The sequence below is a fragment of the Pseudaestuariivita sp. genome, assembly GCF_052825805.1.
Genome location: NZ_JBRBVB010000003.1, coordinates 584,183 through 608,295 on the forward strand (window position 1 = coordinate 584,183; position 24,113 = coordinate 608,295).

A 24,113-nucleotide genomic window follows, 5' to 3' on the forward strand; every position below is an offset into this window, starting at 1 on the left:
GCCTGGGGCACTTGATACTTAGTGCGATCCGGGTCCGAAGCCGGGACGGCCGACGGCGACGTAAGACTGAAAACCAGCGTCACCGACATCGGACGCCTCATACATATTGCGTAGATCGGCCATGCGCGCCGACGCCATGAGCGAGGCAATCCGCTTGAGGTTGAGCGCGCGGAATTCGTTCCATTCCGTGAGCATGACGATAACGTCGGCGTCCGTCGCTGCCTCGTAGGCATCCGCGCACCACGTCACGCTGGGGAGCAGAGCCTCACCTTCGTGCTTGCCTTGCGGGTCAGTGGCTTTGACGGACGCACCGCCCCCAACCAGTGCCGGGACCAGCGTGAGCGATGGGGCGTCGCGCATGTCGTCGGTGTTGGGTTTGAACGTCACGCCAAGCACGGCGATCGTCTTGCCGTTGAACGACCCGCCACAGAGGTCGCGGACCTTGTCAATCATGCGGCGTTTGACCTCTTCGTTCACCGTGATGACCGACTCTGTGATGTGCATGGGGACTGCGTTGTCCTGACCGATGCGGGCAAGTGCCTTGGTGTCCTTGGGAAAACACGACCCGCCATATCCGGGACCGGCGTGTAGGAAGCGGTTGCCGATGCGGTTGTCCATTCCCATGCCTTTGGACACTTGTTTGACGTCGGCGCCTGTGCGTTCGCACAATGCAGCGATCTCGTTGATGAACGTGATCTTGGTCGCGAGGAAGGCATTCGCCGCGTACTTGATCATCTCGGCGGACTCGAGGTCGGTCGTGATGATCGGGAATTCGCGCAGGTAGAGCGGGCGGTAAATGTCGGCCATGACGCCGGCGGCGCGGTCGGTTTCGACACCCACGACGACGCGGTCGGGCTTCATGAAATCCTCGATCGCGGCACCTTCGCGCAGGAACTCGGGGTTGGAGGCGACATCGAAATCGAGGTCCGGGTTGGCCTTGGCCACGACCTCCTTGACCTGCCGATTGGTGCCAACCGGGACCGTCGATTTGGTCACGATGACGATGTAATCCTTGGCCGTCCGCGCGATCTCTTCGGCGGCGGCCATGACAAAACGCAGGTCCGCGTGGCCGTCACCGCGCCGGGTGGGTGTGCCGACGGCGATGAACACCGCGTCCGCGCCATCTATGGCCTCGGCAAGATCAAGCGTGAAGGTCAGGCGGCCCGCTTCGACGTTGCGCGCCATGAGCGTGTCGAGGCCAGGCTCGTAGATCGGTACCTCGCCGCGGTGCAGCTTGTCGATTTTGGTCGCGTCCTTGTCGACGCAGACGACGTCGTGACCGAAATCAGAAAAACAAACGCCAGACACCAGCCCAACGTAGCCGGTTCCAATCATTGCAATTTTCATGGGAGCCCTCTTGCTCGATCAATGCGGGGTCTATGCCGCAATCGGGCCGGAGGATCAATGTCGCCGAAGCGCTGCGCGGGCGCCGCATCAGCGAACACCCGCACATGATTGTTTATGGATCAGCTGTCGCTGGCTTCGGTCACTTCCGGGCCGACGGAGACAAGGTACGCCCAGAGGTTCTTGGCGTCGTCCTCGTCACGCAAGCGGAAGGACATCTTCGAGCGTGCGCCGTTGTCGTCGAGCGTTTCACGCAGCCAGCCGCGAGGGTCCGCGACGTAGGCGACGAAGTTCTCTTCATCCCAGCCGCCTTCGAGCACTTCACCGGCCTCGACGAGCGAGTCGCCATAGCGGAAGTCCTCGACCGAGCCGGGCTGGCGCTGGTAGATGCCATAAAGGTTCGGGCCGGTGCGGCCGCCCTTTTGGATGTCGTTGCCGTCGGCATCGACGATCATGTGGCACGATTTGCACTTGCGGAAGACCTTTTCTCCCTCTGCCGCATCCCCTGTTGCATGACCGTCGGCCATCACTGGGGTCGCAAGAACGAGCGTCGTCATCAGCATCGCAATCTGAGTTTTCATTCTACACCTCGTGAGACTGTATGTTATCCCTCACCCACATTCACGCGGGTGCGTTTTTTCGCCAGTGTTAAGTATTCCAATCATTTTCCAAGGCAAGTCACCATCGTGATGCAGGCGGGATTCTTCACATTTCTGGGAGCAAATGCGCGCTGGCTCGGGGCGGGTGCGTTGCTGACCTTTCTGTCGGGGTTCGGGCAGACCTATTTCATCGCGATCTTTGCGGGCGCCCTCAGGGCTGACTTTGAGCTGTCGCACGGAGCCTGGGGCGGGATCTACACGATCGGCACGCTCAGCTCGGCGGCGGTCATGGTCTGGGCGGGGGGACTTGCGGACAGGTACCGCGTGCGCGCGCTGGGCGTTGCGATCCTGCTCGGGCTGGCGGTGTCCTGTCTGGCGATGGCCGCGAACCCGTCGGTCTGGTTACTCCCGCTGGTGATCTTTGCGCTGCGGTTCTTTGGCCAGGGCATGTGTTCGCACATGGCGGCAGTGGCGATGGCGCGCTGGTTCGTGGCGACGCGAGGGCGGGCGCTCGCGATTGCCGCGCTGGGATTTTCGGTGGGCGAGGGGGCTTTGCCGGTGCTGTGCGTGGCGTTGATGCAGGCGTTCGACTTTCGCCTGATCTGGGTGGCCGCCGCAGGGATCGCAGTGCTGGGGGCGCTGGTGCTGCGCCGCCTGCTGACCGAGGAGCGCACGCCTGCCGCGATGGCCGAAGAGACGGCGCAGACGGGGATGAACGCGCGGTTCTGGACACGGGCGGAGGCGCTGCGCCACCCGCTGTTCTGGAGCGTGCTGCCAATGATCGCGGGGATTTCGGCGTTCGGCACTGTCTTCTTTTTCCAGCAGGTGCCGTTTGCGGAGGCCAAGGCGCTGACGCACTTGGAGCTGACGACGCTCTTTCCCCTCTTTCCGCTGGTCTCGATGGGCGCGATGTTGTTTTGGGGTTGGGCGCTCGATCAGGTTGGGACTGCGCGCCTGATGCCGCTGGTGTTGCTGCCGTTCATCGGTGCCTTTGCGATCTTCGCCTATGCGGATGGGGTGCCGGGCATCCTGCTCGGGCTCGTCGTGTTCGGCATTGGCGCGGGGGCGACGGCCACGGTGCCGACGGCGTTCTGGTCCGAATTTTACGGCACCCGTCACATCGGCGCGATCAAGGCGCTGGCGACGGCGGTGATGGTGTTTGGCTCCGCGGTCGGGCCCGGCATCTCGGGCGTGATGCTGGATGCGGGGGTCGGGCTCGAGACGCAGTTCGGCGGGTTTAGTGTCTATTTTGCGGTCTGCGCGGTGCTGATCGTGGTCGCCATCCGCCGTGCTGCGCGCGATCTGCCGGCTACCGCTGCCGCTTGAGATAGACGTAGTAAGCGCCGTCCCCGCCATGGCGCAGATGCGCCGGAACCACCTGCAGCACGACACGTCCGCAGGGACCCTGTCGTAGCCAGTCCGGGACCAGCTGGCGCAACACGCCGCGCCGGCGGGGGATCGGCCAGGCGGCCTCGTCCGGGGAGCCCTTGCCGGTGATCACCAGCACCAGCCGTTTGCCCGAGGCGTGCGCCTTGAGCACGAAGCCGATCAGCGCGGGATGCGCGTCCGCCTGCGTCATGCCGTGCAGGTCGATGCGCGCTTCGGGCTTGAGCTTGCCCCGTTTCATCTTGCCATGGGTGCGGGCGTCCATCGCGACGGGCGCAGATGACAAGCGGTCCCGCATGCGGCGGGTTGTCTGGTGCACTTCGGCAAGGGGGAGCGCGGCGCTGCCAAGCTCGAACGGGTCAAGCCGTGGCTTGAGCGTGGGTTTTGGTTTCGCGGGCGACTGGCGCGCACCCGTGGTTGGCATTGGCGGCAGGACGCCACGCTCGGTAGTGGCGGCGACCTTGTTCCAGAGCTCGACCTCGTCGGGACGCAGCTTGCGCGGCATCACTGGATCGCCTCGGGCAAAAGGGCGTAGGCGCGCTGGATCGGCATGAGCACAACCATGCGTCCGGGATCGCGCATGCGACCGGCCTTGCGGCCTGCGGCGTCGCCGGTCCCGACAAACACGTCCGCGCGCTGGGCGCCCTTGATCGCGGAGCCGGTGTCCTGCGCGATCATCAGACGCCTGAGCGGGTCGACGCCGTCCTTTTCAATCCAGACAGGTGCGCCGAGGGTCACGAACTTTGGGTCGACCGCGATGGAGCGCATGTCGGTGATCGAGCGATTCATCGCGCCGAGGGGGCCCTTGTCAGCGGGCACCTGGCTGACCTCGCGGAAAAAGACGTAGCTGGGGTTGTGGTAGAGGAGTTCTTCGCCGGCTGTGCCGTTACGGGCCACCCAATTCTTGATCACCTCTGCGGAGACCTGATGGGGCGCGTAGATGCCGCGGCGGACAAGCTCCTGCCCGACGGAGCGGTATTCGTGTCCGTTTTTGCCGCCGTAGCCAACGCGGATGCGACCGCCGTCGGGCAAACGGATGCGTCCAGAGCCCTGAATTTGCAGGAAGAAAAGCTCGACCGGGTCGTCGACCCAGGCGATTTCGAGCCCGCGTCCGTCGAGGATGTTGCTTTCGAGGATATCGCGGCGGCTGATCCAGCGTCCGCTGCGCGCCTCGGCGGGTAGGGCGTGTACGGGGTATCTATAGCGCTCGGTGCGGGTGCGGCTGCCGTTCAGCTCGGGCTCGAAATACCCGGTGAACATGGCGTCCCTGCCGTCCTCGATCAGGACCGGGCGAAAGAAGAGTTCGAAGAACGCGCGTCCGTTGGTCTGGTCAAAGGCCGCCGCACAGAGCGATTGCCAGTCGGCGGTCCTGAGGTCGGGGCAAGTGTTGCGGAACACGTCGAGCGCGGCGTCGTGGTCATCCTCCGCCCAGCCGTCCAGCTGGTCGAAATCGAGGATCGCGTGGGTGACGTCGGTGGCTTTCGCTTCGTCCGCCATACCCGTCACCGCCACGCAAAGGACAACCCAAGCCGCGCCGAGCGCGCGTTTCATTCGCCCGTGGCGACCAGCTGCCAATTGGGATCGTCCGCGCCCATCGTGCGCGCAAAGGTCCAGACGTCCTTTTGGCGTTTGATCTTGCCCGGCTCGCCCTCGACGATGGTCCCGCCTGCGTCGCGCACGACGGAGGTCATCTCGCCGATGAATTTGACAGTGACCTCGCCAATGCTGGTGGCAGGGTCAAATTCCGCATCGGTTAGCGAAAGTTCGCGAACTCCGACAAACTCAGCCTCAACCTTCAGGCCCTGTTGCTCGCGGTTTTCCACAACCTCGGCGAAGCTCTCGTAAACGTCGTCAGAGAGGAACGGCTTGATCTCAGCCATGTCGCCGCGCTCGAACCCCATCAGGATCATCTCGTAGGCCCCGCGCGCGCCGCCGAGGAAGTCGGACACGCCAAAGCTTGGCTCTGCGCCCTTCATCTGGGCGAGCGCCTCGGCGGCGGGGCTGCCTGCGGGGACGTGGTCGACGATGTCGGGATCGGGCCCGCCCTCGATCACCTCGAAACTGCGCTGGCGCGACGGGCCCGCGGTAGCAGGCGCGTCCGCGGGCGGCTTTTCAAACCCCTCGCGCGTGCCAAGCACGGATTTCAGCCGCAGAATGAGAAACACGGCAATCCCGGCCAAAACCAAAAGTTGCAAAAGCGGCGAATTCATACGGAGCCTCGTTGAGCGCATGGAAAGGACGGCAACGGGTCACTATGTAAGTTGCGTGGCGGGCCAAGTCCACCACAGCCCACTGCGACGTGATCGCTTCCTTGCTTTTGGAGCCTGCCCATGTGGCTGTTTCTTGCTTTCCTGATGGTCCCGCTCATTGAGATCGCCCTGTTTATTCAGATTGGCGGAGCAATTGGCCTGTGGCCGACGCTGGGAATCGTGGTGCTGACGGCGATTGCCGGGACGCTTCTGGTGCGGGCGCAAGGCGCGCTGGCGCTGGGCCAGCTGCGCGGCTCGCTCTCGCAGTTGCAGGATCCGAGCGGGCCTCTGGCGCACGGGGCGATGATCCTGTTTGCCGGGGCGCTGCTGCTGACGCCGGGGTTCTTTACGGACGCCGTCGGGTTTTCGCTGCTGCTGCCGCCGGTGCGCGATGCCGTGATCAAGTTTGCCAAGCAGCGGATCACGATGCACGCGATGCCAATGGGGGATCAAGCGCAGCCGAACCCGCGTGGACCGCAACCGCGGCAGAGCGACGTGATCGACGGGGACTTCACGGAGGTGCGGGAAGAGCCGCAGCCGGACGTGGAGCCGCCCGAGGTCAAACGTCCGACGCACCGCCCTTCGGGCTGGACCAAGCATTGAGGGTCCACGGCTAAGCTGGTATCGCTCCGCCCAAGTTGAGACGACAGAGAGGCCATCATGGCAGACGACACCACCCCCGAGGCGCAGCCGAACGCCGCGCCGCAACAACAGCCGCAAGTCCAGATGAACATCCTCGCGCAGTTCATCCGCGACATGTCGTTTGAAAACATTCTGAGCCAGAAGGGCGCCACCGGCGAGGTGCAGCCCGACGTGCAGGTGCAGGTGAATCTCGACGCCAAAAAGCGGTCGACGGAGCACCAGTACGAGGTCGCGATCAAGCTGAACGTGACCTCCAAGGCCAAGGATGGCGACGCAGTCCTGTTCGTGCTCGAGCTCGACTACGCCGGTGTCTTCCGCATCGAGGGGATCCCGGACGAGCAGATGCACCCGTTCCTGCTGATCGAGTGTCCGCGGATGCTGTTCCCGTTTGTGCGCCGCATCGTGAGCGACGTGACGCGCGACGGTGGTTTCCCGCCGCTGAACCTTGAAACCATTGATTTCGTGGGTCTTTATCGGACCGAGCTGATGAAGCGTCAGGCCGCGCAGGCCGGGCCGACCGGCACCGCGTAACGTCTACCGTCTGGCGCGGGTCATCCGAACTTGCGCCAGACTGCGTCATCTCCCAGCTTTTCGACAAATGCGCTGTGCGCGGCTTGTTCTTCCTCGCTGACGCGGGAGGGGAGCGCGCGCGGGCGTTTGGGTGCACGCCATTCGGCGTCTGAACCGGTTGGCCCGGTGCCGTGTCCGGCTGATCCGAGGCCAAAGTCGGGCTGCCGCCCGCCGATCAGCTCGAGGTAGACCTCCGCCAGGATTTCACTGTCGAGAAGCGCGCCGTGCAGTGTGCGTGCGGTGTTGTCGATCCCGAACCGGCGGCAGAGCGCATCGAGGGAGGCCGGTGAGCCGGGAAAGCGCTTGCGTGCGATGGCGAGGGTGTCGACGGCCTGTTCCCAGGGGAGTTGCCGCGCCTTCATCCAGCCGAGTTCGGCGTTGAGGAATTTCATGTCGAACGCGGCGTTGTGAATCACCAGTTTGGCGTCGCCGACAAAATCCAGGAACGCCTGCCCGATTTCGGCAAATTTGGGTTTGTCGCGCAGAAAGTCATCGCCCAGCCCGTGCACCTCGAACGCCTCCTGCGGCATCGCCCGCTCAGGGTTGATGTACTGGTGGTAGGTGCGCCCGGTGGGCAGGTGGCCTTGCAGCTCGACCGCGCCGATCTCGACGATGCGGTCGCCTTGCTCTGGGTCAAAGCCGGTTGTTTCGGTATCGAGAACAATCTCACGCATCGGTTTCCACTCCCCGGATGTCCGCCACGATCTGCTGCACCTGACGGCGCGCATGGTCGAGCGTGTCGGTGTGAATGTGATAGTGCGCGCGGGCAAGCTTGTCTTCAATCGGCATTTGCTTGGCCCGGATCGCGTCGAACTGCGCTTCGGTCATCGTGCCGCGGGCAAGGACGCGGGCACGTTGGATGTCAGGGTCGACCCAGACACAGGCGACGGCGTCGAAGCTGTTTTCTGAGCCTGTCTCGAAGAGGAGGGGGATGTCGAAAACCGCGATTTGGGCTGTAACAGTGTCGAAAAAGGCTTGGCGGTCTGCTTGCACGAGTGGGTGCACGATGGCTTCGATGCGTTCCAGCAAGGATCGGTCGGCGCTGATCGCATCGCGCAGCTTGGCGCGGGAGACGGCGCCGTCCTCGATAGCGTCCGGGCAGAGGTCGGAAAGTGCCGGAACGGCCGCTCCTCCGCTGGAATAGAGCCGATGTACGGCGGCATCCGCATCCCAAAGCGCGCAGCCTGCATCGATGAACATCTGCGCCGTCGTTGATTTTCCCATGCCGATGGACCCGGTCAGGCCGAGCCGGAAGGTCATGCCAGCGCGGCGCGGCGCGTTGCCTCGTCCACGGTGGGGCGCATGCCGAAGAACCGCTCGAACGCGGGGACCGCCTGATGGAGAAGCATGCCAAGCCCATCGACGCAATGACAGCCACGCTCCGCAGCGACGGTCAACAGGCGTGTGTCAAGCGGAGTGTAGACCAGATCGCTGACCACAGTGTTTTCGCGCAATCCATCGAGCGGCACGCGCATCTCGGGCTTGCCGACCATGCCAAGGGCGGTGGTGTTGATGACGGTGGTCGCCGTCTCCATCAGATTGCCGGCCTGCACCCATTCGGCAACGCGCACCCGTTTGCCGAATGCGTCCGAGAGCTGGTCCGCGCGGATGCGCGTGCGGTTGGTGATGACCACGTCCTGCACGCCTGCGTCGAGCAGCGCCGCGATGACCGCACGCGACGCGCCGCCCGCGCCGAGCACAAGGGCCGGGCCGGCGTCCGGCTCCCACATCGGCGCTTGCTGCTTGAGATTGGCGAGAAATCCGTACCCGTCGGTGTTGTCCGCGTGCAACTTGCCATCGGCGCGAAAGATGATCGTGTTCGCGGCCCCCATCAACGTCGCTCGGTCGGTTGCTTGGTCGGCGATCTCGAGCACGCGCTCTTTGTGGGGAATCGTCACGTTCACACCGCGAAACCCCATCCTCGGCAGCATGCGCAGGACCTCCTCGAGATCGGACGCCTGCACCTCCATCGGGATGTAGTGACCACGGATGCCCAGCTGGCGCAGCCAGTGGGTGTGCAGCTGCGGGGAGCGCGAATGGCCGATCGGCGCACCGATCACACCGGCAAGGAGGGGGGCATTGCTCATGCGCGCAGAATGTCGCGGGTGACGAGGTAGGACAATATCGGAAGCAACGGCAGGCCGAGAATTGTGAAATAATCGCCGTCGATGCGGGTGAAGAATCGCACGCCTTCTTCCTCGAGCTTGTAGCCGCCAACGGAGTGACGAATGCTGTCCCAGTGGCGCGCCACGTAGTCGGCGATATAGGCATCCGTCAAAAGCCGCATGCTAAGATGCGCCTGCCCGACGTGCCGCCAGATGGGCGCCCCGTCCTCGCAGATGACAGCCGCGGAATAAAGCGTGTGGCGTTTGCCGCGGAGCATCGTGATCTGGTCTATCGCTTCTTCGGGTGTGGCTGGCTTGCTGAGGATGGCGCCTTCGAAGGCGAGCACCTGGTCGCTGCCGAGCACCAGCGCGCCGGGTGATTTTTCACTCACCTTGCGGGCCTTGAGCTCGGCCAGGGCGTCGGCGATGTCACGGGGCGGCGCCTCTTCGGCGAGGAGCGCAGCCTTGACGGCGTCCTCGTCCACGCGCGGCTTTTGCACGGTAAACGGCACGCCCGCGTTTGTCAGAAGGGTCGCGCGGATGGCGGAGCCGGAGGCAAGGATAACGTCGGACATCTGGATAACCCTTGGAAAAGCCTTGGGGCGCGGACGCGGATAGACGGGGACGGTCGCAAGGTCCACCGGGTTTGCTTTGCGGTGTTGGGGGCAATAGGGATTTTCGGTGGCGTTTGTGCCGAGTGGAGAAGGACAAGTCGGACGTGGTGAGGAAAGGGAGTTGGTCTGGAGATGTCCTGAGGGTTTTGCACACCCATGCACCTTCCGTGAGATATCAAGCCATTGAAAGTTATATCTATTACCACTCATTCACCGTTTCTTCACTCTTTCCCCCACATTGCGCGACGCGTGGGGGTAAGTCGGCGGGCAACCGGATAATCCACGGTTTTGGCGCTCACATCTCAATCATCTTTCTTTTCTTTCTATATTATTTATAGGGAAGAGATCATGGCTGATTTCCTTTCGACAGCGTATCCTTGGACCAAGAGCCTGCACATCATTTCGGTGGTGGCCTGGATGGCGGGGCTGTTCTACCTGCCTCGCCTCTTTGTCTATCACGCTGAGAGGGCGACAGAGCCGGGCATCTTGCACGACACGTTTGTGGTGATGGAGCGGCGGCTGCTGCGCGCCATCATGAACCCGGCTATGATCGCGACCTGGGTGTTCGGGCTGGCTCTGGTGGCGACGCCCGGCATCGTCGACTGGGGATCGGTCTGGCCATGGGTCAAGGCGGCCTCGGTTATCGCGATGACGTGGTTTCACATGTGGTGCGCAGGCCGTCGCAAGGAGCTGGCCGCAGGCACCAGCCAACATTCGGGCCGCACATTCCGCATGATGAACGAAGTGCCGACGCTGCTCTTGATCGTCATCGTCTGCGCGGTGGTGGTGAAGTTCTGAACTTGACGCGCGCCGCGCTCCCGCTTAACTGAGCGCGTCTCTGTCCTGAGACGTTTTCCCCCAAGACCCATTTGCGCCGCGCCGACTGGCTGTGGCCCTCGTTAGGTGTGACATGTCCGAAGAAACGCTGAGCCTCGCCGATCTCAAGGCGCAAAGCCCCAAGGCGCTGCTGTCGCTAGCGGAAGAGTTGGAAATCGAGAACGCCTCGACCATGCGCAAGGGCGAGATGATGTTCCAGATCCTGCGCGAACGCGCGGATGAAGGGTGGGAGATCTCGGGCGACGGCGTGCTGGAGGTGCTGCAGGACGGGTTCGGGTTCCTGCGCTCGCCGGAGGCGAACTACCTGCCGGGCCCGGACGACATCTATGTCTCCCCGGACATGATCCGCAAATTCTCGCTGCGCACAGGCGACACGGTCGACGGGGTGATCAAGGCACCGGACGACAATGAACGGTACTTTGCGCTGATGAACGCGCGCTCGATCAATTTCGAGGACCCGGAAAAGGCGAAACACAAGATTGCCTTTGACAACCTCACGCCGCTCTACCCCGACGAGCGGCTCAAGATGGAGATCGAGGATCCCACGATCAAGGACAAGTCCGCGCGCGTCATCGACCTGGTGGCGCCGATCGGGAAGGGTCAGCGCTCGCTGATCACCGCACCGCCGCGGACCGGCAAGACGGTGATCTTGCAGAACATCGCGCACTCGATCGAGGCGAACCACCCGGAGTGCTACCTGATCGTGCTGCTGATCGACGAACGGCCTGAAGAGGTCACCGATATGCAGCGCTCAGTCAAAGGGGAGGTGATCTCGTCGACCTTTGACGAACCGGCGCAGCGGCACGTGGCAGTCTCCGAGATGGTGATCGAAAAGGCGAAACGGCTGGTCGAGCACAAACGAGATGTTGTGATTTTGCTCGATTCAATCACCAGACTTGGACGCGCCTACAACACTGTGGTGCCATCGTCGGGTAAGGTGCTAACTGGCGGTGTGGATGCCAACGCGCTGCAACGCCCGAAACGATTCTTTGGCGCGGCGCGCAACATTGAAGAGGGCGGCTCGCTCACCATCATCTCCACCGCGCTGATCGACACAGGCAGCCGGATGGACGAGGTGATTTTCGAAGAATTCAAAGGCACCGGTAACTCGGAGATCATCCTGGACCGCAAGGTGGCCGACAAACGCGTGTTCCCGGCGATCGACATCCTCAAGTCCGGCACGCGTAAGGAAGACCTGCTCATCGACAAGGTGGACCTGCAAAAGACATTTGTCTTGCGCCGAATCCTCAACCCGATGGGAACGACGGACGCGGTGGAGTTCCTGCTGAGCAAGCTCAAGCAGACCAAGACGAACTCGGAATTCTTCGACTCGATGAACACCTAAACCGGGGAGGGCGCGATGGACACGATCTTTGCGCTCGCGACGGCGCAAGGGAAGTCCGGCGTCGCGGTGGTTCGTCTTTCGGGACCAGATTCCTGGTCTGTAGCGGAAAGTCTGTGCGGTACGCTGCCTCCGGCGCGGTCCAGTGCTGTTCGCATCTTGCAGGACGAGGGTGGGGAGCCTCTCGACGAAGCGCTGGTTTTGCCGTTCGAGAAAGGCGCGAGCTTTACAGGCGAACGCGTCGTCGAGCTGCACACTCATGGCTCTGTTGCTGTCGTGCGCGCAGTCTTGAACGCTCTGAGTGCGACCGGCCGGTGCCGTCTCGCTGAGCCGGGAGAGTTCACGCGCCGGGCGATGGAGCATGGCCGCCTCTCGATCACCGAGATCGAAGGACTGTCCGACTTGATCGAGGCAGAGACGGAGGCGCAACGTCGCCAGGCGCAGGCGCTCTTTTCCGGGGCGTTGCGCGACACCGCGGGGATATGGCGTAGGGATTTGATCGAAGTGTCTGCTTTGATCGAAGCCAGCATCGATTTTGCCGATGAGGAAATCCCAGAGGATGTTTTATCGACAGCGACCGCGAAGATCGCACACATTTTGAATGAGGTTACTGAGCAACTCGATGGGTTCGCGGGAGCACAGGCGATCCGTAGCGGGTTCGAAGTGGCCATTGTCGGCCAACCCAACGCTGGAAAATCAACGCTGATCAACGCTATCGCGCGCCGGGAGGTGGCGATCGTGACGGATGTGCCTGGCACGACCCGGGACGTGGTGGAGGCCAGGGTCGATTTGGCCGGCTTGTCGGTGACGTTCCTCGACACTGCCGGGTTACGCGAGACGTCGGATAGGGTTGAAAGCCTCGGGGTGGATTTGGCGCGGCGGCGTGCGAAAGAGGCGCACCTGCGTATTTTCCTGGGAGCGCAGCTCGAGGCGGATCAAGCTTTGATGCGGCCGGGTGATATTGAAGTTGCTGCAAAAGCCGACCTTGGTGGTGAGGGGGTGTCAGGTCTCACGGGTCAGGGTGTTCCTGATCTGATGCAACAGGTTACCTCCCAACTTGTGACCTACTCCGCAGGCGCTGGCCTAGTCGCCCACAGTCGGCAGCAGCACGATTTGTCGCGGTCCGCTGAGGACTTGCGGAGGTGTCTAGAGTTTCTGACGAAGGATGCCATGGAGCTCGACTTCGCGGCCGAACACCTCAGAGCGGCAGTGAGAGCACTTGAGTCACTGGTAGGTCATGTTGGTATAGAAGACGTGTATGATCAGATATTCTCGTCGTTCTGCCTTGGGAAATAGGAGCGTTTCACGTGAAACACTTTGATGTTCTTGTCATCGGCGCCGGTCACGCCGGAAGCGAAGCCGCCGCTGCGTCCGTACGCACGGGTGTAAAAACCGCGCTTGTCACTATGCGTGCGTCAGATATCGGCGTTATGTCGTGCAATCCTGCAATAGGGGGATTGGGCAAAGGACACCTGGTCCGCGAAATCGACGCCATGGACGGTGTCATGGGTCACGTGGCGGACAAAGCGGGCATACAATTCCGATTGCTCAACAGACGTAAGGGACCTGCCGTGCAAGGACCACGCGCGCAGGCAGACCGCGTTCTTTACCAAAAACACATGAACGCCGCGCTATCGTCCTGCGCGAACCTTGAGCTGATTTTTGGCGAGGTCGTCGACATCCATATCGCGCCGCAGGGCGTGTCAGGCATTTCACTTGCCGATGGTTCGATAATCAACGCGCCTCGCGTCATTCTGACTGCCGGCACCTTTCTTAACGGGCTCGTGCACATCGGCGATGTCAGCTATCCGTCGGGTCGCATGGGTGACGAGGCGTCTACGCGTCTGTCTCAACGTCTCCAACATCTCGATCTGCCGGTCGCACGCCTCAAAACCGGCACGCCTCCGCGCTTGAGTGCGAAGTCGATCAACTGGGAGGGACTAGAGGAGCAGCCGGGCGACGAGGTGCCGACGTTGTTCTCGTTCATGTCAACCGCACCCTCGGCGCCGCAGGTGACGTGTGGCATTACACATACGAACGAAGAGACACATGCGATAATCGAGACCAACCTCGCCAAATCAGCAATGTACGGGGGCCATATCGATGGTAAGGGCCCACGCTACTGTCCGTCGATCGAAGACAAGATTGTGCGTTTCGCAGAGAAGACGTCCCACCAAATCTTCCTCGAGCCGGAGAGCCTGTCGACCGATGTCATCTACCCCAACGGTATTTCGACGTCTCTTCCCGAAGCTGTTCAATGGGACTATGTGCGCACGATCAAGGGATTGGAAGCGGCTGAAATCCTTCAGCCCGGCTATGCGATCGAGTATGATTTCTTCGATCCGCGCAATCTGAAAACGTCGCTTGAGCTTCCTCAGGTAAGTGGTCTCTATTTTGCCGGTCAGATCAATGGCACAACGGGGTACGAAGAGGCAGCCGCGCAGGGCCTGGTGGCTGGGTTGTCTGCAGCTTCGTCTGTGCTTGAGCGGGATGCACCGGCCTTCTCGCGGTCGAACTCCTATATTGGTGTGATGATCGATGACCTCACGAGTCGGGGTGTGACAGAGCCGTATCGCATGTTCACGTCGCGTGCAGAGTTCCGTCTTTCGCTCCGTGCTGACAACGCTGACCAACGACTTACACCGATGGCAATAGGTCTCGGGTGTGTGAGTGATGAACGACGGACTGCGTTTGAGGTCAAGATGGAAAGCCTGGACCATGGCAAAAAGGTCCTGTGTCGCGACACATACTCGCCTCAGCAGTTGCAGGCCGCTGGCTTCCAAGTCAGCCATGATGGGTCCCGGCGAACAGCCATGGAGGTGCTGTCTTTTCCGAATGTTGATGTAAGTCGCGTGCGCGCGCTTTGTGGTGAAGCCATGCAAGTGTCCGACGAAACGCTGCACCAACTCCACCGCGACGCGCTTTACGCAAATTATGTGGATCGTCAGGCTCGTGATTTGGACGCGCTCAAGCGCGATGAAAACATCAAGATTCCAGCTGACTTTGACTATACCCGGATCGACGGTCTTTCGAACGAGCTGAAATCGCGCTTGTGTGCCACACGGCCAGAGACTCTCGCTCAAGCGTCGAGGATTGAGGCGATGACGCCAGCGGCGCTGCTTGTGATCCTGGCGCGCATTAAACGGCTGGACGCCGTCGGAAATTGAGCGCCGCCTTTGATGAAAAAGACGCGCTCACAAGTTACGCCGCATTGCTGCGAAAGTGGTCGTCCAAGATAAATCTCGTCTCTCGGGGGGACCTTGAGCGCCTCGAAGAACGTCACATTCAGGACTCCGCGCAAGTGTTTCACGTGAAACATGAGCACGCTGCTACGTGGCTGGACGTTGGAAGCGGTGGAGGACTACCCGCCATCGTGTGCGCAATCCTGGCAAAGCAAGCCAACCATCCCACGCACTTCACGCTCGTGGAAAGCGATCAACGCAAAGCAACCTTCCTGCGCACGGCCATTCGTGAACTCGACCTCGACGCGTCTGTGATCGCCAAACGTATTGAAGCCGTCCATCCAAGTCCATACGACATCATCTCTGCCCGAGCCTTAGCATCGCTCGCGCAATTGTTCGAGTGGACTACACCGTTCGCCACACCTCAAACCACGTTCCTGCTCCCAAAAGGCGCAACCTGGCGTTCTGAGGTAGAGGCCGCACGCCAATCGTGGAAATTCGACTACGATGTGGTAAACAGCGTGACACAGGCCGATTCCGTTATTCTCAAAGTCAAAGAGGTCCGACGTGATTGATCACGCCACCGCGCCACCGCGCCCCAAGATCATCGCAATCGCGAACCAAAAAGGCGGCGTGGGCAAGACGACCAGCGCGATCAATCTTTCTGCGGCGCTCGCTGAGGAAGGGCAAAGCGTTCTCCTCATCGATCTCGATCCGCAAGGCAACGCTTCGACGGGGCTTGGAATTGGCCTCGACCGACGTGAATTCACGACCTACGAGCTGCTGCTCGAAGACATCGAGCTTGCCGAGTTGATCCAGGAAACCGAGGTTCCCAACATCTCCGTCATTCCGGCGACCGTCGATCTGAGCTCGGCAGACGTCGAGCTGGTGGCGAACGAGAAACGCAGCCACCTGCTCTACGACGCGCTCCGCCAGCCCGAGATGGAGCACTTCGACTTTGATTATATTCTGATCGACTGCCCGCCCTCCCTCAATCTGCTGACCGTCAACGCCATGATCGCGGCGCACTCCGTACTGGTTCCACTGCAAAGCGAGTTCTTCGCGCTCGAAGGGCTGTCGCAACTCATGCTGACCGTTCGCGACATTCGCGATCAAGCCAATCCAAACCTGCGGATCGAAGGTGTCGTCCTCACGATGCATGACATGCGGAACCGGCTGTCACAACAGGTTGAGAATGACGCGCGCGCGAACCTTGGGGACCTTGTTTTCGAGACTGTTATTCCCCGAAACGTCCGCGTAAGCGAGGCGCCGTCCTTCGCGATGCCCGTGCTTGACTACGATACGGCGTCCAAAGGCGCTGCCGCGTATCGGGCGCTGGCGCAGGAAATTCTGACCAACAACCAGCGCCGCGCGGCTGCTTAACGGGAGATCACGCCCATGGCTGACAAGAAACGAGGGCTGGGACGCGGTTTGTCCGCTTTGATGTCCGACGTCGACCTCAATGCACGCGCGCCTGCGGAACAGGCACGGCCAGACACGCATCTGCCGATCGAAAAAGTCCAACCCAACCCGGACCAGCCGCGCCGTTCCTTTGATAAGGATCAGCTTGAGGAACTCGCGCGCTCGATCGAGGCGCGCGGGATCGTCCAGCCTATCGTCGTGCGACCAGCGCCCGGCGCGGCGGGGATTTACCAGATCGTTGCCGGTGAGCGTCGCTGGCGTGCCGCACAGATCGCGCAGCTGCACGAGGTTCCCGTCGTCGTGCGTGACTTCAATGATCTCGAAGTCCTCGAAATCGCGATCATCGAGAACGTCCAGCGCGCTGACCTCAACCCGATCGAAGAGGGGCTGGGTTATCGCCAGCTGCTCGATAAATTCGGCCACACGCAAGAACAGCTCGCCGAGTCGCTTGGCAAAAGCCGCAGTCACATCGCCAACGTGATGCGCCTTTTGCAGCTGCCCGACGGGGTGCAGGACCTGGTCAAGGACGGCAAGCTCAGCTCCGGCCACGCGCGCGCGCTGATCACGTCCGACAACGCGCAAGCGCTGGCGCAAAAGGTGGTGGCGCAGGGCCTGTCTGTCCGCGAGACCGAGCGGCTGGCCAAGACCGTCTCGGCGCCGCAGCCCAAGCAAACGCGTCAGGGCGGCTCCGAGAAAGATGCGGACACCAAGGCGCTCGAAAACGATCTGTCCGCCGGCCTTGGTATGAATGTCGAGATACAGCACAAGCCGGGGACCGAGGCGGGTGCCCTCACGATCCGCTACCGCAGCCTGGACGAGCTCGATGGCCTCTGCCGTCTCCTCAGCGCCACGTAGCTGTTAATCGTCAAGCAGCTGACGCAAGATATAGTTGAGAAGCGGCATACCCTCCGCTGTCGCACGCAACATATGGTGTTCCCGCGCGACCAAACCACGCTTTATCAAATCCGAGACAACGTCCCCTGAAAGAGCTTCTCCGGAAACCTGCTCATACCGCCGCAGATCGACCCCGTCATAGCGCCGGAGCCCCATGAGCAGCAGCTCCTGAGCCTGCTCCCCAGCGCTCAATGCAGTCTGGCACTTGTATCCCGACCCAGCCTCCGCTGCCGATAACCAAGTATCCGGCGCAAGGTAACTCTCCGTCGCCAAACGCCTGCCATCTCGCGTCACACGCCCGTGCGCCCCTGGTCCAATCCCGACGTAGTCGCCACATGTCCAATAAATCAAATTGTGGCGCGACTCCGCGCCTAGCCTTGCGTGGTTCGACACCTCGTACGCCGGAAATCCAGCCTCCGCGCAAACCCTTTGCGTGACCTCGAACATATCCGCGCCCAGATCTTCATCCGGCAACCCATGCAGGCGACCCGCCGCATGTCGCTCCCCAAACGCCGTGCCTGGCTCGATGGTCAGCTGATAAAGTGACAGGTGATCCACGGCATAGCTCAACGCTTGCCTCAGCTCGCTCTCCCATGCCTGCACCGACTGATCTTGCCGCGCATAAATCAGATCGAAACTGACCCGCGCAAAAACATCCCGCGCGACGTCAAAGGCCCGCAGCGCATCCTCGCGCGAGTGCAGCCGTCCCAGCCGCCTGAGGTCTGCATCATTCAGCGCCTGGATACCCATCGACACCCGGTTGACGCCGCCTTCGGCAAAGGCTTGAAACCGTCCGCGCTCGACGGACCCGGGGTTCGCTTCCAGCGTGATCTCGATGTCGTTGGCCGGCGTCCAGTGGGTGCACGCCGCCTCGATGACCGCCGCCACGACCAAAGGCTCCATCAGGCTTGGCGTGCCGCCCCCGAAAAAGATCGAGTTGAGCACTCGCGGCCCGATTTCGTCTCTAACCCTGCGCAACTCGCCTAAGAAGGTAGACTGCCACCTGTCGTGATCGACGCTGCGCGTGACGTGGCTGTTAAAATCGCAGTAGGGGCATTTGGCGGCGCAAAACGGCCAGTGTACGTAAAGCCCGAACCCGCCGTGCACCCAGTCCTCAGCCAAAGCAGCCGGCGATCAACTTGCGAAACGCATCGGCGCGGTGACTGATCCTGTTCTTCTCCCACCGGTCCATCTCGCCAAACGTGATGTCGTACCCGTCCGGTTGAAAGATCGGATCGTACCCGTGGCCTTGCTCGCCCCGCATCGGCCAGACGACCTGACCCGGCATGATGCCCGGAAACACCTCGTCATGTCCATCGGGCCATGCGAGCACCAGCGTGCAGCAAAACCGGGCGGTCCGGGGAAACGGCGCCTGCTCCACCTCGAGCAAGTCATGCGTCTTTTGCATCGCCATGACAAAGTCACGGCCACTCTCCGTCTCCGCCCAGTCTGCGGTGTAAACACCCGGCGCTCCGGCGAGCGCGTCGATCTCGATCCCGGAATCGTCGCTCAGCGCCGGCAGACCCGTCGCCTGCGCCGCCGCGTGCGCCTTGATCCGCGCGTTCTCGACAAACGTCGTCCCGTCCTCGATGGGTTCAGGAAGATCAAACGCCTTGGCACCGGTGACAATCACGCCGTGCGGTTCAAACAGGTGCGCCATCTCCTGCAATTTGCCATCGTTGTGCGTCGCCACCAGCAACGTGTCGCCGGCAAAACGCCGCGTCATGTGGTCGCTTCCGTCTGCGCAGCGACCAGCTCCGCAACGCCCGCTTCGGCGAGGTCCAGCAGCGTGTTCATCTGATCGCGCGAAAAGGTCGATCCCTCGGCCGACATTTGCACTTCAATCAGCTGCTTGGACCCCGTCATGATAAAGTTGCCGTCCATGCCCGCCTCGCTGTCTTCGGGATAGTCGAGGTCCAGCACAGCCTGTCCCGCATACAAACCACACGAGACCGCGGCCACATGATCCGTCAACGGATCAGAAACAATCGCACCTGTTTTGAGCAGTTTGTTCACAGCGAGTCGCAGGGCAACCCATCCTCCGGTGATCGAAGCACACCGCGTGCCACCGTCGGCCTGGATCACGTCGCAATCCACCGTGATCTGCCGCTCGCCCAGCGCGTTGCGGTCCACGCCCGCGCGCAACGACCGCCCAATCAGACGCTGGATTTCCACCGTACGCCCGCCTTGCTTGCCCGCGCTCGCCTCGCGGCGCATCCGCGTGTTGGTCGAGCGCGGAAGCATCCCGTATTCCGCCGTCACCCAGCCCTGGCCGGACCCCTTGATGAACGGCGGGACGCGCTCTTCGAGCGTGGCGGTGCACAGCACATGCGTGTCGCCCATCTTGATCAGGCAAGAGCCTTCGGCGTGTTTCGTCACCCCCGTCTCGATCGAGACAGGTCGCATTTCACCAAGCTGGCGGCCAGAAGGGCGCATGGGTCATCTCCTGTAGGATTTGCCCCCCGATACCGCCCGGGGAGGTTGAAAGGCAAGACTGATTGCCCTTTGTTTGTGTCATCCGGTGTGGCACGAGGCAGCCGATGGTGGATCACGCAACTCTGCTCGACGACATGACCGCCCGCTCGCGGGAGGTGTTCCGCCATGTGGTGGACACCTACCTCGCCACCGGCGCGCCCGTCGGCTCGCGCACGCTCACCCGCACCCTCGAGGAAAAGGTGAGCGCCGCCACGATCCGCAACGTCATGCAGGACCTCGAATACCTCGGTCTCCTCGCCGCGCCGCATGTCAGTGCTGGCCGTATCCCGACCGAGCTGGGATTGCGCCTCTTCGTCGATGGCCTGCTCGAGACTGGCGATATCGGCGATGAAGAGCGACAACGGATCGAGACCTCCGTGTCCTCCAACAGCCAGGACGTCTCCGACGTGCTGGACCATGTCGGCCAGGCACTCTCCGGTCTGACCCAGGGCGCGTCGCTGGTGCTGACGCCGAAACGCGAGGCCCCGATCAAGCATATCGAGTTTGTCAGCCTCGGCCCTGACCGCGCGCTCGTGGTGCTGGTGTTCGCGGACGGCACTGTCGAGAACCGCGTCTTCGCGCCGCCCCCGGGCCAGACGCCGTCCTCGATGCGCGAGGCGGCAAACTTTCTGAACGCGTTGATGGAGGGGCGGACCCTCAGCGATCTGCGCCACGTGATGGCGCGCGAGATCAGCACCCGCCGTCAGGAAATCGACGTGCTTGCCCAGCAGCTGATCGATTCGGGTATGGCCGTCTGGCAGGGCGAGACCGAAGACATCAACCGGCTCATCGTGCGCGGCCGAGCCAACCTCTTGGACGATGACGGCGACCTTGCCCGCATCCGCGAACTCTTCGATGACCTCGAACGCAAACGCGACATCGCGCAGTTTCTTGAGCTGACCGAAGAGGGTGACGGCGTGCGGATCTTCATCGGGTCCGAGAACAAACTTTTCTCACTTTCGGGTTCCTCTTTGGTCGTGTCTCCTTATATGAACGCGGACCGTAGGATTATCGGGGCCGTGGGTGTGATCGGGCCGACTCGTCTGAATTACGGACGGATCGTGCCCATCGTGGATTACACGGCTCAACTGGTCGGGCGAATGGTGTCCGACCGGAGCTAGAGGTTTGAGATGAGCACGCCGAAAGAAGACGAGTTTCTCGAAGACATCGCCGAAGCCGAGGCCGAGGCATACGCCGATGAGGTGGACGAGATCGACGACGAGGCGCTTGAGCTGGACACCCTGCGCGCGGAGCGGGACGAGCTCAAAGACCGCTTCATGCGCGCCCTCGCGGATGCCGAAAACGTCCGCAAGCGGGCCCAGAAAGAGCGCAAGGAGGCCGAGCAGTACGGCGGCTCGAAGCTGGCCCGCGACCTGCTGCCCGTCTACGACAACATGGCCCGCGCCGTTGCCTCGGTAACGGACGAGCAAAAAGAGGCGTCCGCGGCTTTGATCGAAGGGGTCGAGCTGACGATGCGCGAGCTCGTCAACGTGTTCAAGAAACACGGAATCGAGCCTATCCAACCGCAAGTCGGCGATAAATTCGACCCGCAGCAGCACGAGGCCATGTTCGAAGCGCCGCTGCCGGGCACCAAGGCAGGGGAGATCATCCAGGTCTCCGCCGACGGGTTCATGCTGCACGACCGGCTCTTGCGCCCGGCACAGGTGGGCGTTTCGTCGTTCACCGGTTAAGCAATACCTCAGGTGCAGTCTTTCAAGGCTCGGCCCAGCACCAACAACTGCGCGACTTAATGATCTACTGACCCTATTCGGCAGTGCCCACCTTACTGGTAAGGTGGGCACTGCCGATTTCGGTTAACGCGCCCTCAATCGCGCGATGCCTTTTTTAGATCATAGAGCACCTGCAAAGCCTCCCGCGGGGTCAACGCATCCGGCTCGATGTCCTGCAACATGGTCTCCGCCAGCGAAGCCTTCGCCTCCGGTGGAGGAGGGGGCGCGGCAGAGAACAGTGGCAGATCGTCAATCAACGCCTTCGGCGCCGTTCCGCCCTCCCGCTCACCTTGCTCCAACGCATCCAGCACAACCCGCGCCCGCGCCACGACCGACGCCGGCAGGCCCGCTAATTTGGCCACCTGGACACCATACGACCGATCCGCCGCGCCCTTGCGCACTTCGTGGAGGAAGATCACGTCCCCTTCCCACTCCTTGACCGCGACAGTGGCGTTTTCCACCCCGTCCAGCGTGTCCGCAAGCGCCGTAAGCTCATGGTAGTGCGTTGCAAACAGCGCCCGGCACCGGTTGCCCTCGTTCAGGTGTTCGAGCGTGGCCCAGGCGATCGACAGCCCGTCGTATGTCGCCGTCCCACGCCCGATCTCGTCGAGGATCACCAGCGCCTGCGCATCCGCCTGGTTCAGGATCGCCGCCGTTTCGACCATTTCAACCATGAACGTCGAGCGGCCCCGCGCCAGATCGTCCGATGCCCCGACCCGGCTGAAAAGCTGGCTGACCACGCCGATATGCGCCGACGCCGCAGGCACAAAACTTCCCATCTGCGCCAGCACTGCGATCAGCGCGTTCTGCCGCAGAAACGTCGACTTCCCCGCCATGTTTGGTCCGGTCAGCAGCCAGACCGCCCCCGTCTTGGTGTCCGGCAGGGTGCAGCTGTTGGCGATAAACACCGCGCCCTCGGTTTTTAGAGCGGCTTCGACGACCGGGTGTCGCCCGTCCGTCACATCGAATATGCGGCTGGTGTCGAGCGTCGGCCTGCACCAGTTCTCCGCTCGCGCAAGGTCCGACAAAGCAGCGGTTACGTCGAATTCCGCCAGCGCGCGCGCCGTCTCGCCCAAGGCAGCCGCCGCTTCCAGAATGGCGCCTTTCAGGCTGGAATAGAGCCGCATCTCGATGTCTAAAGCCTGCGCGCCCGCGTTCAGGATCCGCGTCTCCAGCGCGCTCAACTGAACGGTGGTGAACCGAACTTGGTTCGCCGTGGTTTGACGATGAATGAACGTCTGCGAGAGCGGCTCGGACAGCATCTTGTCCGCATGTGTTGCAGTGGTCTCGACGAAGTAGCCCAGCACGTTGTTGTGCTTGATCTTGAGGGAGGTGATGCCCGTCTGCTCGCGAAACTGCGCCTCCATCCCGGCAATGACGCCGCGCCCCTCGTCGCGCAGCTGACGGACCTCATCCAGCTCCGCGTCGTACCCGGCCGCGATGAACCCACCATCCCGTGCAAGCAGCGGAGGTTCGGCGATCAGCGCAGCATCCAGCAGTCCCATAAGTGTCTCATGGCCGGACAGCGCGGTCACGCTTTCTGACAAAACTTCGGGCAGAGTTGCGGTGGAACAGAGCCGAAAAATCTCCTCCGCCTGTCCAAGCGCAGTACGTATCGCCGTCATGTCCCGAGGGCCGCCGCGGTCCAGCGACAAGCGTGAGAGCGCCCGGTCGAGGTCCGGCACCGCGCGCAGCGCATAACGCAAATCCTCGGCAAAGGACGTCGCCTCGACAAGGCTCTCAACCGCATCATGCCGCGCATTGATAAGCGACAGATCGCGTGAGGGACTCGCCAAACGTCGCTCCAGCAGCCGCGCGCCGCCTGCCGTCACGGTCCGGTCGATCGTGGCGAGCAGCGAACCCGCCCGACCGCCGGACATCGAAGTTGCCAGTTCGAGATTGCGCCGGGTGGCCGCGTCGATCTGCATGAACGCCGCGCCGTGCTCTTTGACCGGCGGACGCAGCAGCGGCATCTGACCTTTCTGCGTGATGTCGATATAATCGACGAGCGCGCCCATCGCCGACAGCTCTGCACGGTCAAAACTTCCGAACGCCTCCAGCGTCGCAACACCCAGCGCGTCCCCGATCCGCCGTGCGGCAGAGGCACTGTCAAACGCACTGCGCGCGTGTTGGCTCGGTGCGGCACCACCCTCGGAAATCGTCTCTATTACAGCGAAATCCGCATCTTGCGGAACAATCACTTCAGCAGGGCGCAAGCGCGCCAGCTCGGGTCCGAGACGAACGGGTGGCAGGCTCAGCACGTGAAACGCCCCCGTCGAGATATCCACCCACGCCAGCGCCGCCGTATCCCGGATCGCGCTGTAGGCCGCCAGGTAATTGTGCCGGCGCGGCTCGAGCAGCGTGTCCTCGGTCAGCGTCCCCGGTGTCACCAGCCGCACCACGTCGCGCTTGACGACGGCCTTGTACCCGCGCTTTTTCGCCTCCGCCGGGCTCTCCAACTGTTCGCACACCGCGACCCGGAACCCCTTGCGGATGAGCGTCAGCAGATAGCCTTCGGCGGCATGTACCGGCACGCCGCACATCGCGATATCCTCGCCGTCGTGCTTGCCGCGCTTGGTGAGCGCGATGTCGAGCGCCGCCGCCGCCGCCACGGCATCGTCAAAGAACAGCTCGTAGAAATCGCCCATGCGGTAAAACAGCAGGGCGCCATCGTGCCGCGCCTTGATCTCGAGATATTGCGCCATCATCGGCGTGATCTTGT

25 protein-coding genes are annotated in these 24,113 nt (G+C 62.3%); 12 read left to right on the forward strand and 13 right to left on the reverse strand.

Features of this window, described 5'->3' with window-relative positions; all coding sequences use genetic code 11:
- Positions 1-18 precede the first annotated feature (18 nt).
- Entirely contained in the window at positions 19-1,347 is a 1,329-nt protein-coding gene (locus ACU0B3_RS07085; RefSeq protein WP_446260121.1) for a UDP-glucose dehydrogenase family protein, read from the reverse strand.
- Between the two features lie 119 nt (positions 1,348-1,466).
- A complete protein-coding gene (locus ACU0B3_RS07090) occupies positions 1,467-1,925 on the reverse strand; it encodes a c-type cytochrome (protein ID WP_446260122.1) in 459 nt (152 codons plus the stop codon).
- A gap of 108 nt (positions 1,926-2,033) precedes the next feature.
- Between ACU0B3_RS07090 and ACU0B3_RS07095 the strand changes: the two genes are divergently transcribed.
- The gene (locus tag ACU0B3_RS07095) at positions 2,034-3,269 is read left to right on the forward strand and encodes an MFS transporter (protein WP_446260123.1); all 1,236 of its coding nucleotides are present in this window, start codon (positions 2,034-2,036) and stop codon (positions 3,267-3,269) included.
- On the opposite strand, the gene ACU0B3_RS07100 is transcribed toward ACU0B3_RS07095, so the two are convergent.
- From ACU0B3_RS07100 to ACU0B3_RS07110, 3 genes are read right to left on the reverse strand one after another with little or no spacing between them, the layout of a single operon-like run.
- A complete protein-coding gene (locus ACU0B3_RS07100; protein ID WP_446260124.1) occupies positions 3,253-3,834 on the reverse strand; it encodes a Smr/MutS family protein in 582 nt (193 codons plus the stop codon). The two genes, ACU0B3_RS07095 and ACU0B3_RS07100, sit on opposite strands and share 17 nt — an antisense overlap.
- Positions 3,834-4,880 (reverse strand): murein transglycosylase A, encoded by a 1,047-nt coding sequence (gene mltA, locus ACU0B3_RS07105; RefSeq protein ID WP_446260125.1) that lies wholly within the window; start codon positions 4,878-4,880, stop codon positions 3,834-3,836. Before mltA ends, ACU0B3_RS07100 begins: the two co-directional genes overlap by 1 nt.
- On the reverse strand, positions 4,877-5,539 hold the full coding sequence (locus ACU0B3_RS07110; RefSeq protein ID WP_446260126.1) for a Tim44/TimA family putative adaptor protein: 663 nt from the start codon (positions 5,537-5,539) through the stop codon (positions 4,877-4,879). The genes mltA and ACU0B3_RS07110 overlap by 4 nt, the downstream gene beginning before the upstream one ends.
- A gap of 120 nt (positions 5,540-5,659) precedes the next feature.
- On the opposite strand from ACU0B3_RS07110, the gene ACU0B3_RS07115 reads away from it, so the two are divergent.
- On the forward strand, positions 5,660-6,181 hold the full coding sequence (locus ACU0B3_RS07115; RefSeq protein WP_446260127.1) for an FxsA family protein: 522 nt from the start codon (positions 5,660-5,662) through the stop codon (positions 6,179-6,181).
- 57 nt (positions 6,182-6,238) lie between these two features.
- Complete coding sequence (secB, locus tag ACU0B3_RS07120; RefSeq protein WP_446260128.1) at positions 6,239-6,751, forward strand: protein-export chaperone SecB; 513 nt, start codon at positions 6,239-6,241, stop codon at positions 6,749-6,751.
- Between the two features lie 20 nt (positions 6,752-6,771).
- Here secB and dnaQ read toward each other — a convergent pair whose 3' ends face one another.
- The 4 genes from dnaQ to ACU0B3_RS07140 are packed head-to-tail and all read right to left on the reverse strand — an operon-like array spanning position 6,772 to position 9,470.
- Positions 6,772-7,464: a DNA polymerase III subunit epsilon gene (dnaQ, locus tag ACU0B3_RS07125; protein WP_446260129.1), complete on the reverse strand. Its 693-nt coding sequence runs from the start codon at positions 7,462-7,464 to the stop codon at positions 6,772-6,774.
- Positions 7,457-8,050, reverse strand: a complete 594-nt coding sequence (coaE, locus tag ACU0B3_RS07130) for a dephospho-CoA kinase (RefSeq protein WP_446260130.1) — start codon at positions 8,048-8,050, stop codon at positions 7,457-7,459. The genes dnaQ and coaE overlap by 8 nt, the downstream gene beginning before the upstream one ends.
- Positions 8,047-8,877, reverse strand: a complete 831-nt coding sequence (locus ACU0B3_RS07135; RefSeq protein WP_446260131.1) for a shikimate dehydrogenase — start codon at positions 8,875-8,877, stop codon at positions 8,047-8,049. The genes coaE and ACU0B3_RS07135 overlap by 4 nt, the downstream gene beginning before the upstream one ends.
- Positions 8,874-9,470, reverse strand: coding sequence for a Maf family protein (locus ACU0B3_RS07140; RefSeq protein WP_446260132.1), 597 nt, complete (start codon positions 9,468-9,470; stop codon positions 8,874-8,876). Before ACU0B3_RS07140 ends, ACU0B3_RS07135 begins: the two co-directional genes overlap by 4 nt.
- Positions 9,471-9,857: 387 nt before the next feature.
- On the opposite strand from ACU0B3_RS07140, the gene hemJ reads away from it, so the two are divergent.
- From hemJ to ACU0B3_RS07175, 7 genes are all read left to right on the forward strand, one after another.
- On the forward strand, positions 9,858-10,307 hold the full coding sequence (hemJ, locus tag ACU0B3_RS07145) for a protoporphyrinogen oxidase HemJ (RefSeq protein ID WP_446260133.1): 450 nt from the start codon (positions 9,858-9,860) through the stop codon (positions 10,305-10,307).
- Positions 10,308-10,419: 112 nt separating this feature from the next.
- Positions 10,420-11,691, forward strand: coding sequence for a transcription termination factor Rho (gene rho, locus ACU0B3_RS07150; RefSeq protein WP_446260134.1), 1,272 nt, complete (start codon positions 10,420-10,422; stop codon positions 11,689-11,691).
- A gap of 15 nt (positions 11,692-11,706) precedes the next feature.
- Positions 11,707-12,984, forward strand: a complete 1,278-nt coding sequence (gene mnmE / locus ACU0B3_RS07155) for a tRNA uridine-5-carboxymethylaminomethyl(34) synthesis GTPase MnmE (protein ID WP_446260135.1) — start codon at positions 11,707-11,709, stop codon at positions 12,982-12,984.
- Positions 12,985-12,995: 11 nt separating this feature from the next.
- Positions 12,996-14,855 (forward strand): tRNA uridine-5-carboxymethylaminomethyl(34) synthesis enzyme MnmG, encoded by a 1,860-nt coding sequence (gene mnmG / locus ACU0B3_RS07160; RefSeq protein ID WP_446260136.1) that lies wholly within the window; start codon positions 12,996-12,998, stop codon positions 14,853-14,855.
- Entirely contained in the window at positions 14,852-15,445 is a 594-nt protein-coding gene (rsmG, locus tag ACU0B3_RS07165; protein WP_446260137.1) for a 16S rRNA (guanine(527)-N(7))-methyltransferase RsmG, read from the forward strand. The genes mnmG and rsmG overlap by 4 nt, the downstream gene beginning before the upstream one ends.
- Positions 15,441-16,253: a ParA family protein gene (locus ACU0B3_RS07170; RefSeq protein WP_446260220.1), complete on the forward strand. Its 813-nt coding sequence runs from the start codon at positions 15,441-15,443 to the stop codon at positions 16,251-16,253. Before rsmG ends, ACU0B3_RS07170 begins: the two co-directional genes overlap by 5 nt.
- Positions 16,254-16,268: 15 nt before the next feature.
- Positions 16,269-17,147 carry a ParB/RepB/Spo0J family partition protein gene (locus ACU0B3_RS07175; protein WP_446260138.1) on the forward strand — a complete coding sequence of 293 codons (879 nt, stop codon included), beginning with the start codon at positions 16,269-16,271 and terminating at the stop codon, positions 17,145-17,147.
- Between the two features lie 3 nt (positions 17,148-17,150).
- Here the strand turns inward: ACU0B3_RS07175 and hemW are convergent, their stop codons facing one another.
- The 3 genes from hemW to rph are packed head-to-tail and all read right to left on the reverse strand — an operon-like array spanning position 17,151 to position 19,622.
- Positions 17,151-18,308: a radical SAM family heme chaperone HemW gene (hemW, locus tag ACU0B3_RS07180; protein WP_446260139.1), complete on the reverse strand. Its 1,158-nt coding sequence runs from the start codon at positions 18,306-18,308 to the stop codon at positions 17,151-17,153.
- Positions 18,301-18,912: an RdgB/HAM1 family non-canonical purine NTP pyrophosphatase gene (gene rdgB / locus ACU0B3_RS07185; RefSeq protein ID WP_446260140.1), complete on the reverse strand. Its 612-nt coding sequence runs from the start codon at positions 18,910-18,912 to the stop codon at positions 18,301-18,303. Before rdgB ends, hemW begins: the two co-directional genes overlap by 8 nt.
- Positions 18,909-19,622 carry a ribonuclease PH gene (gene rph, locus ACU0B3_RS07190; protein WP_446260141.1) on the reverse strand — a complete coding sequence of 238 codons (714 nt, stop codon included), beginning with the start codon at positions 19,620-19,622 and terminating at the stop codon, positions 18,909-18,911. Before rph ends, rdgB begins: the two co-directional genes overlap by 4 nt.
- 104 nt (positions 19,623-19,726) lie before the next feature.
- Between rph and hrcA the strand changes: the two genes are divergently transcribed.
- Together hrcA and ACU0B3_RS07200 are read left to right on the forward strand one after the other, a co-directional pair.
- Positions 19,727-20,782, forward strand: coding sequence for a heat-inducible transcriptional repressor HrcA (hrcA, locus tag ACU0B3_RS07195; protein ID WP_446260142.1), 1,056 nt, complete (start codon positions 19,727-19,729; stop codon positions 20,780-20,782).
- A gap of 9 nt (positions 20,783-20,791) precedes the next feature.
- Positions 20,792-21,352: a nucleotide exchange factor GrpE gene (locus ACU0B3_RS07200; RefSeq protein ID WP_446260143.1), complete on the forward strand. Its 561-nt coding sequence runs from the start codon at positions 20,792-20,794 to the stop codon at positions 21,350-21,352.
- A 134-nt stretch (positions 21,353-21,486) separates the two neighbouring features.
- Here the strand turns inward: ACU0B3_RS07200 and mutS are convergent, their stop codons facing one another.
- Positions 21,487-24,099 (reverse strand): DNA mismatch repair protein MutS, encoded by a 2,613-nt coding sequence (gene mutS, locus ACU0B3_RS07205; protein WP_446260221.1) that lies wholly within the window; start codon positions 24,097-24,099, stop codon positions 21,487-21,489.
- Between the last annotated feature and the right edge of the window lie 14 nt (positions 24,100-24,113).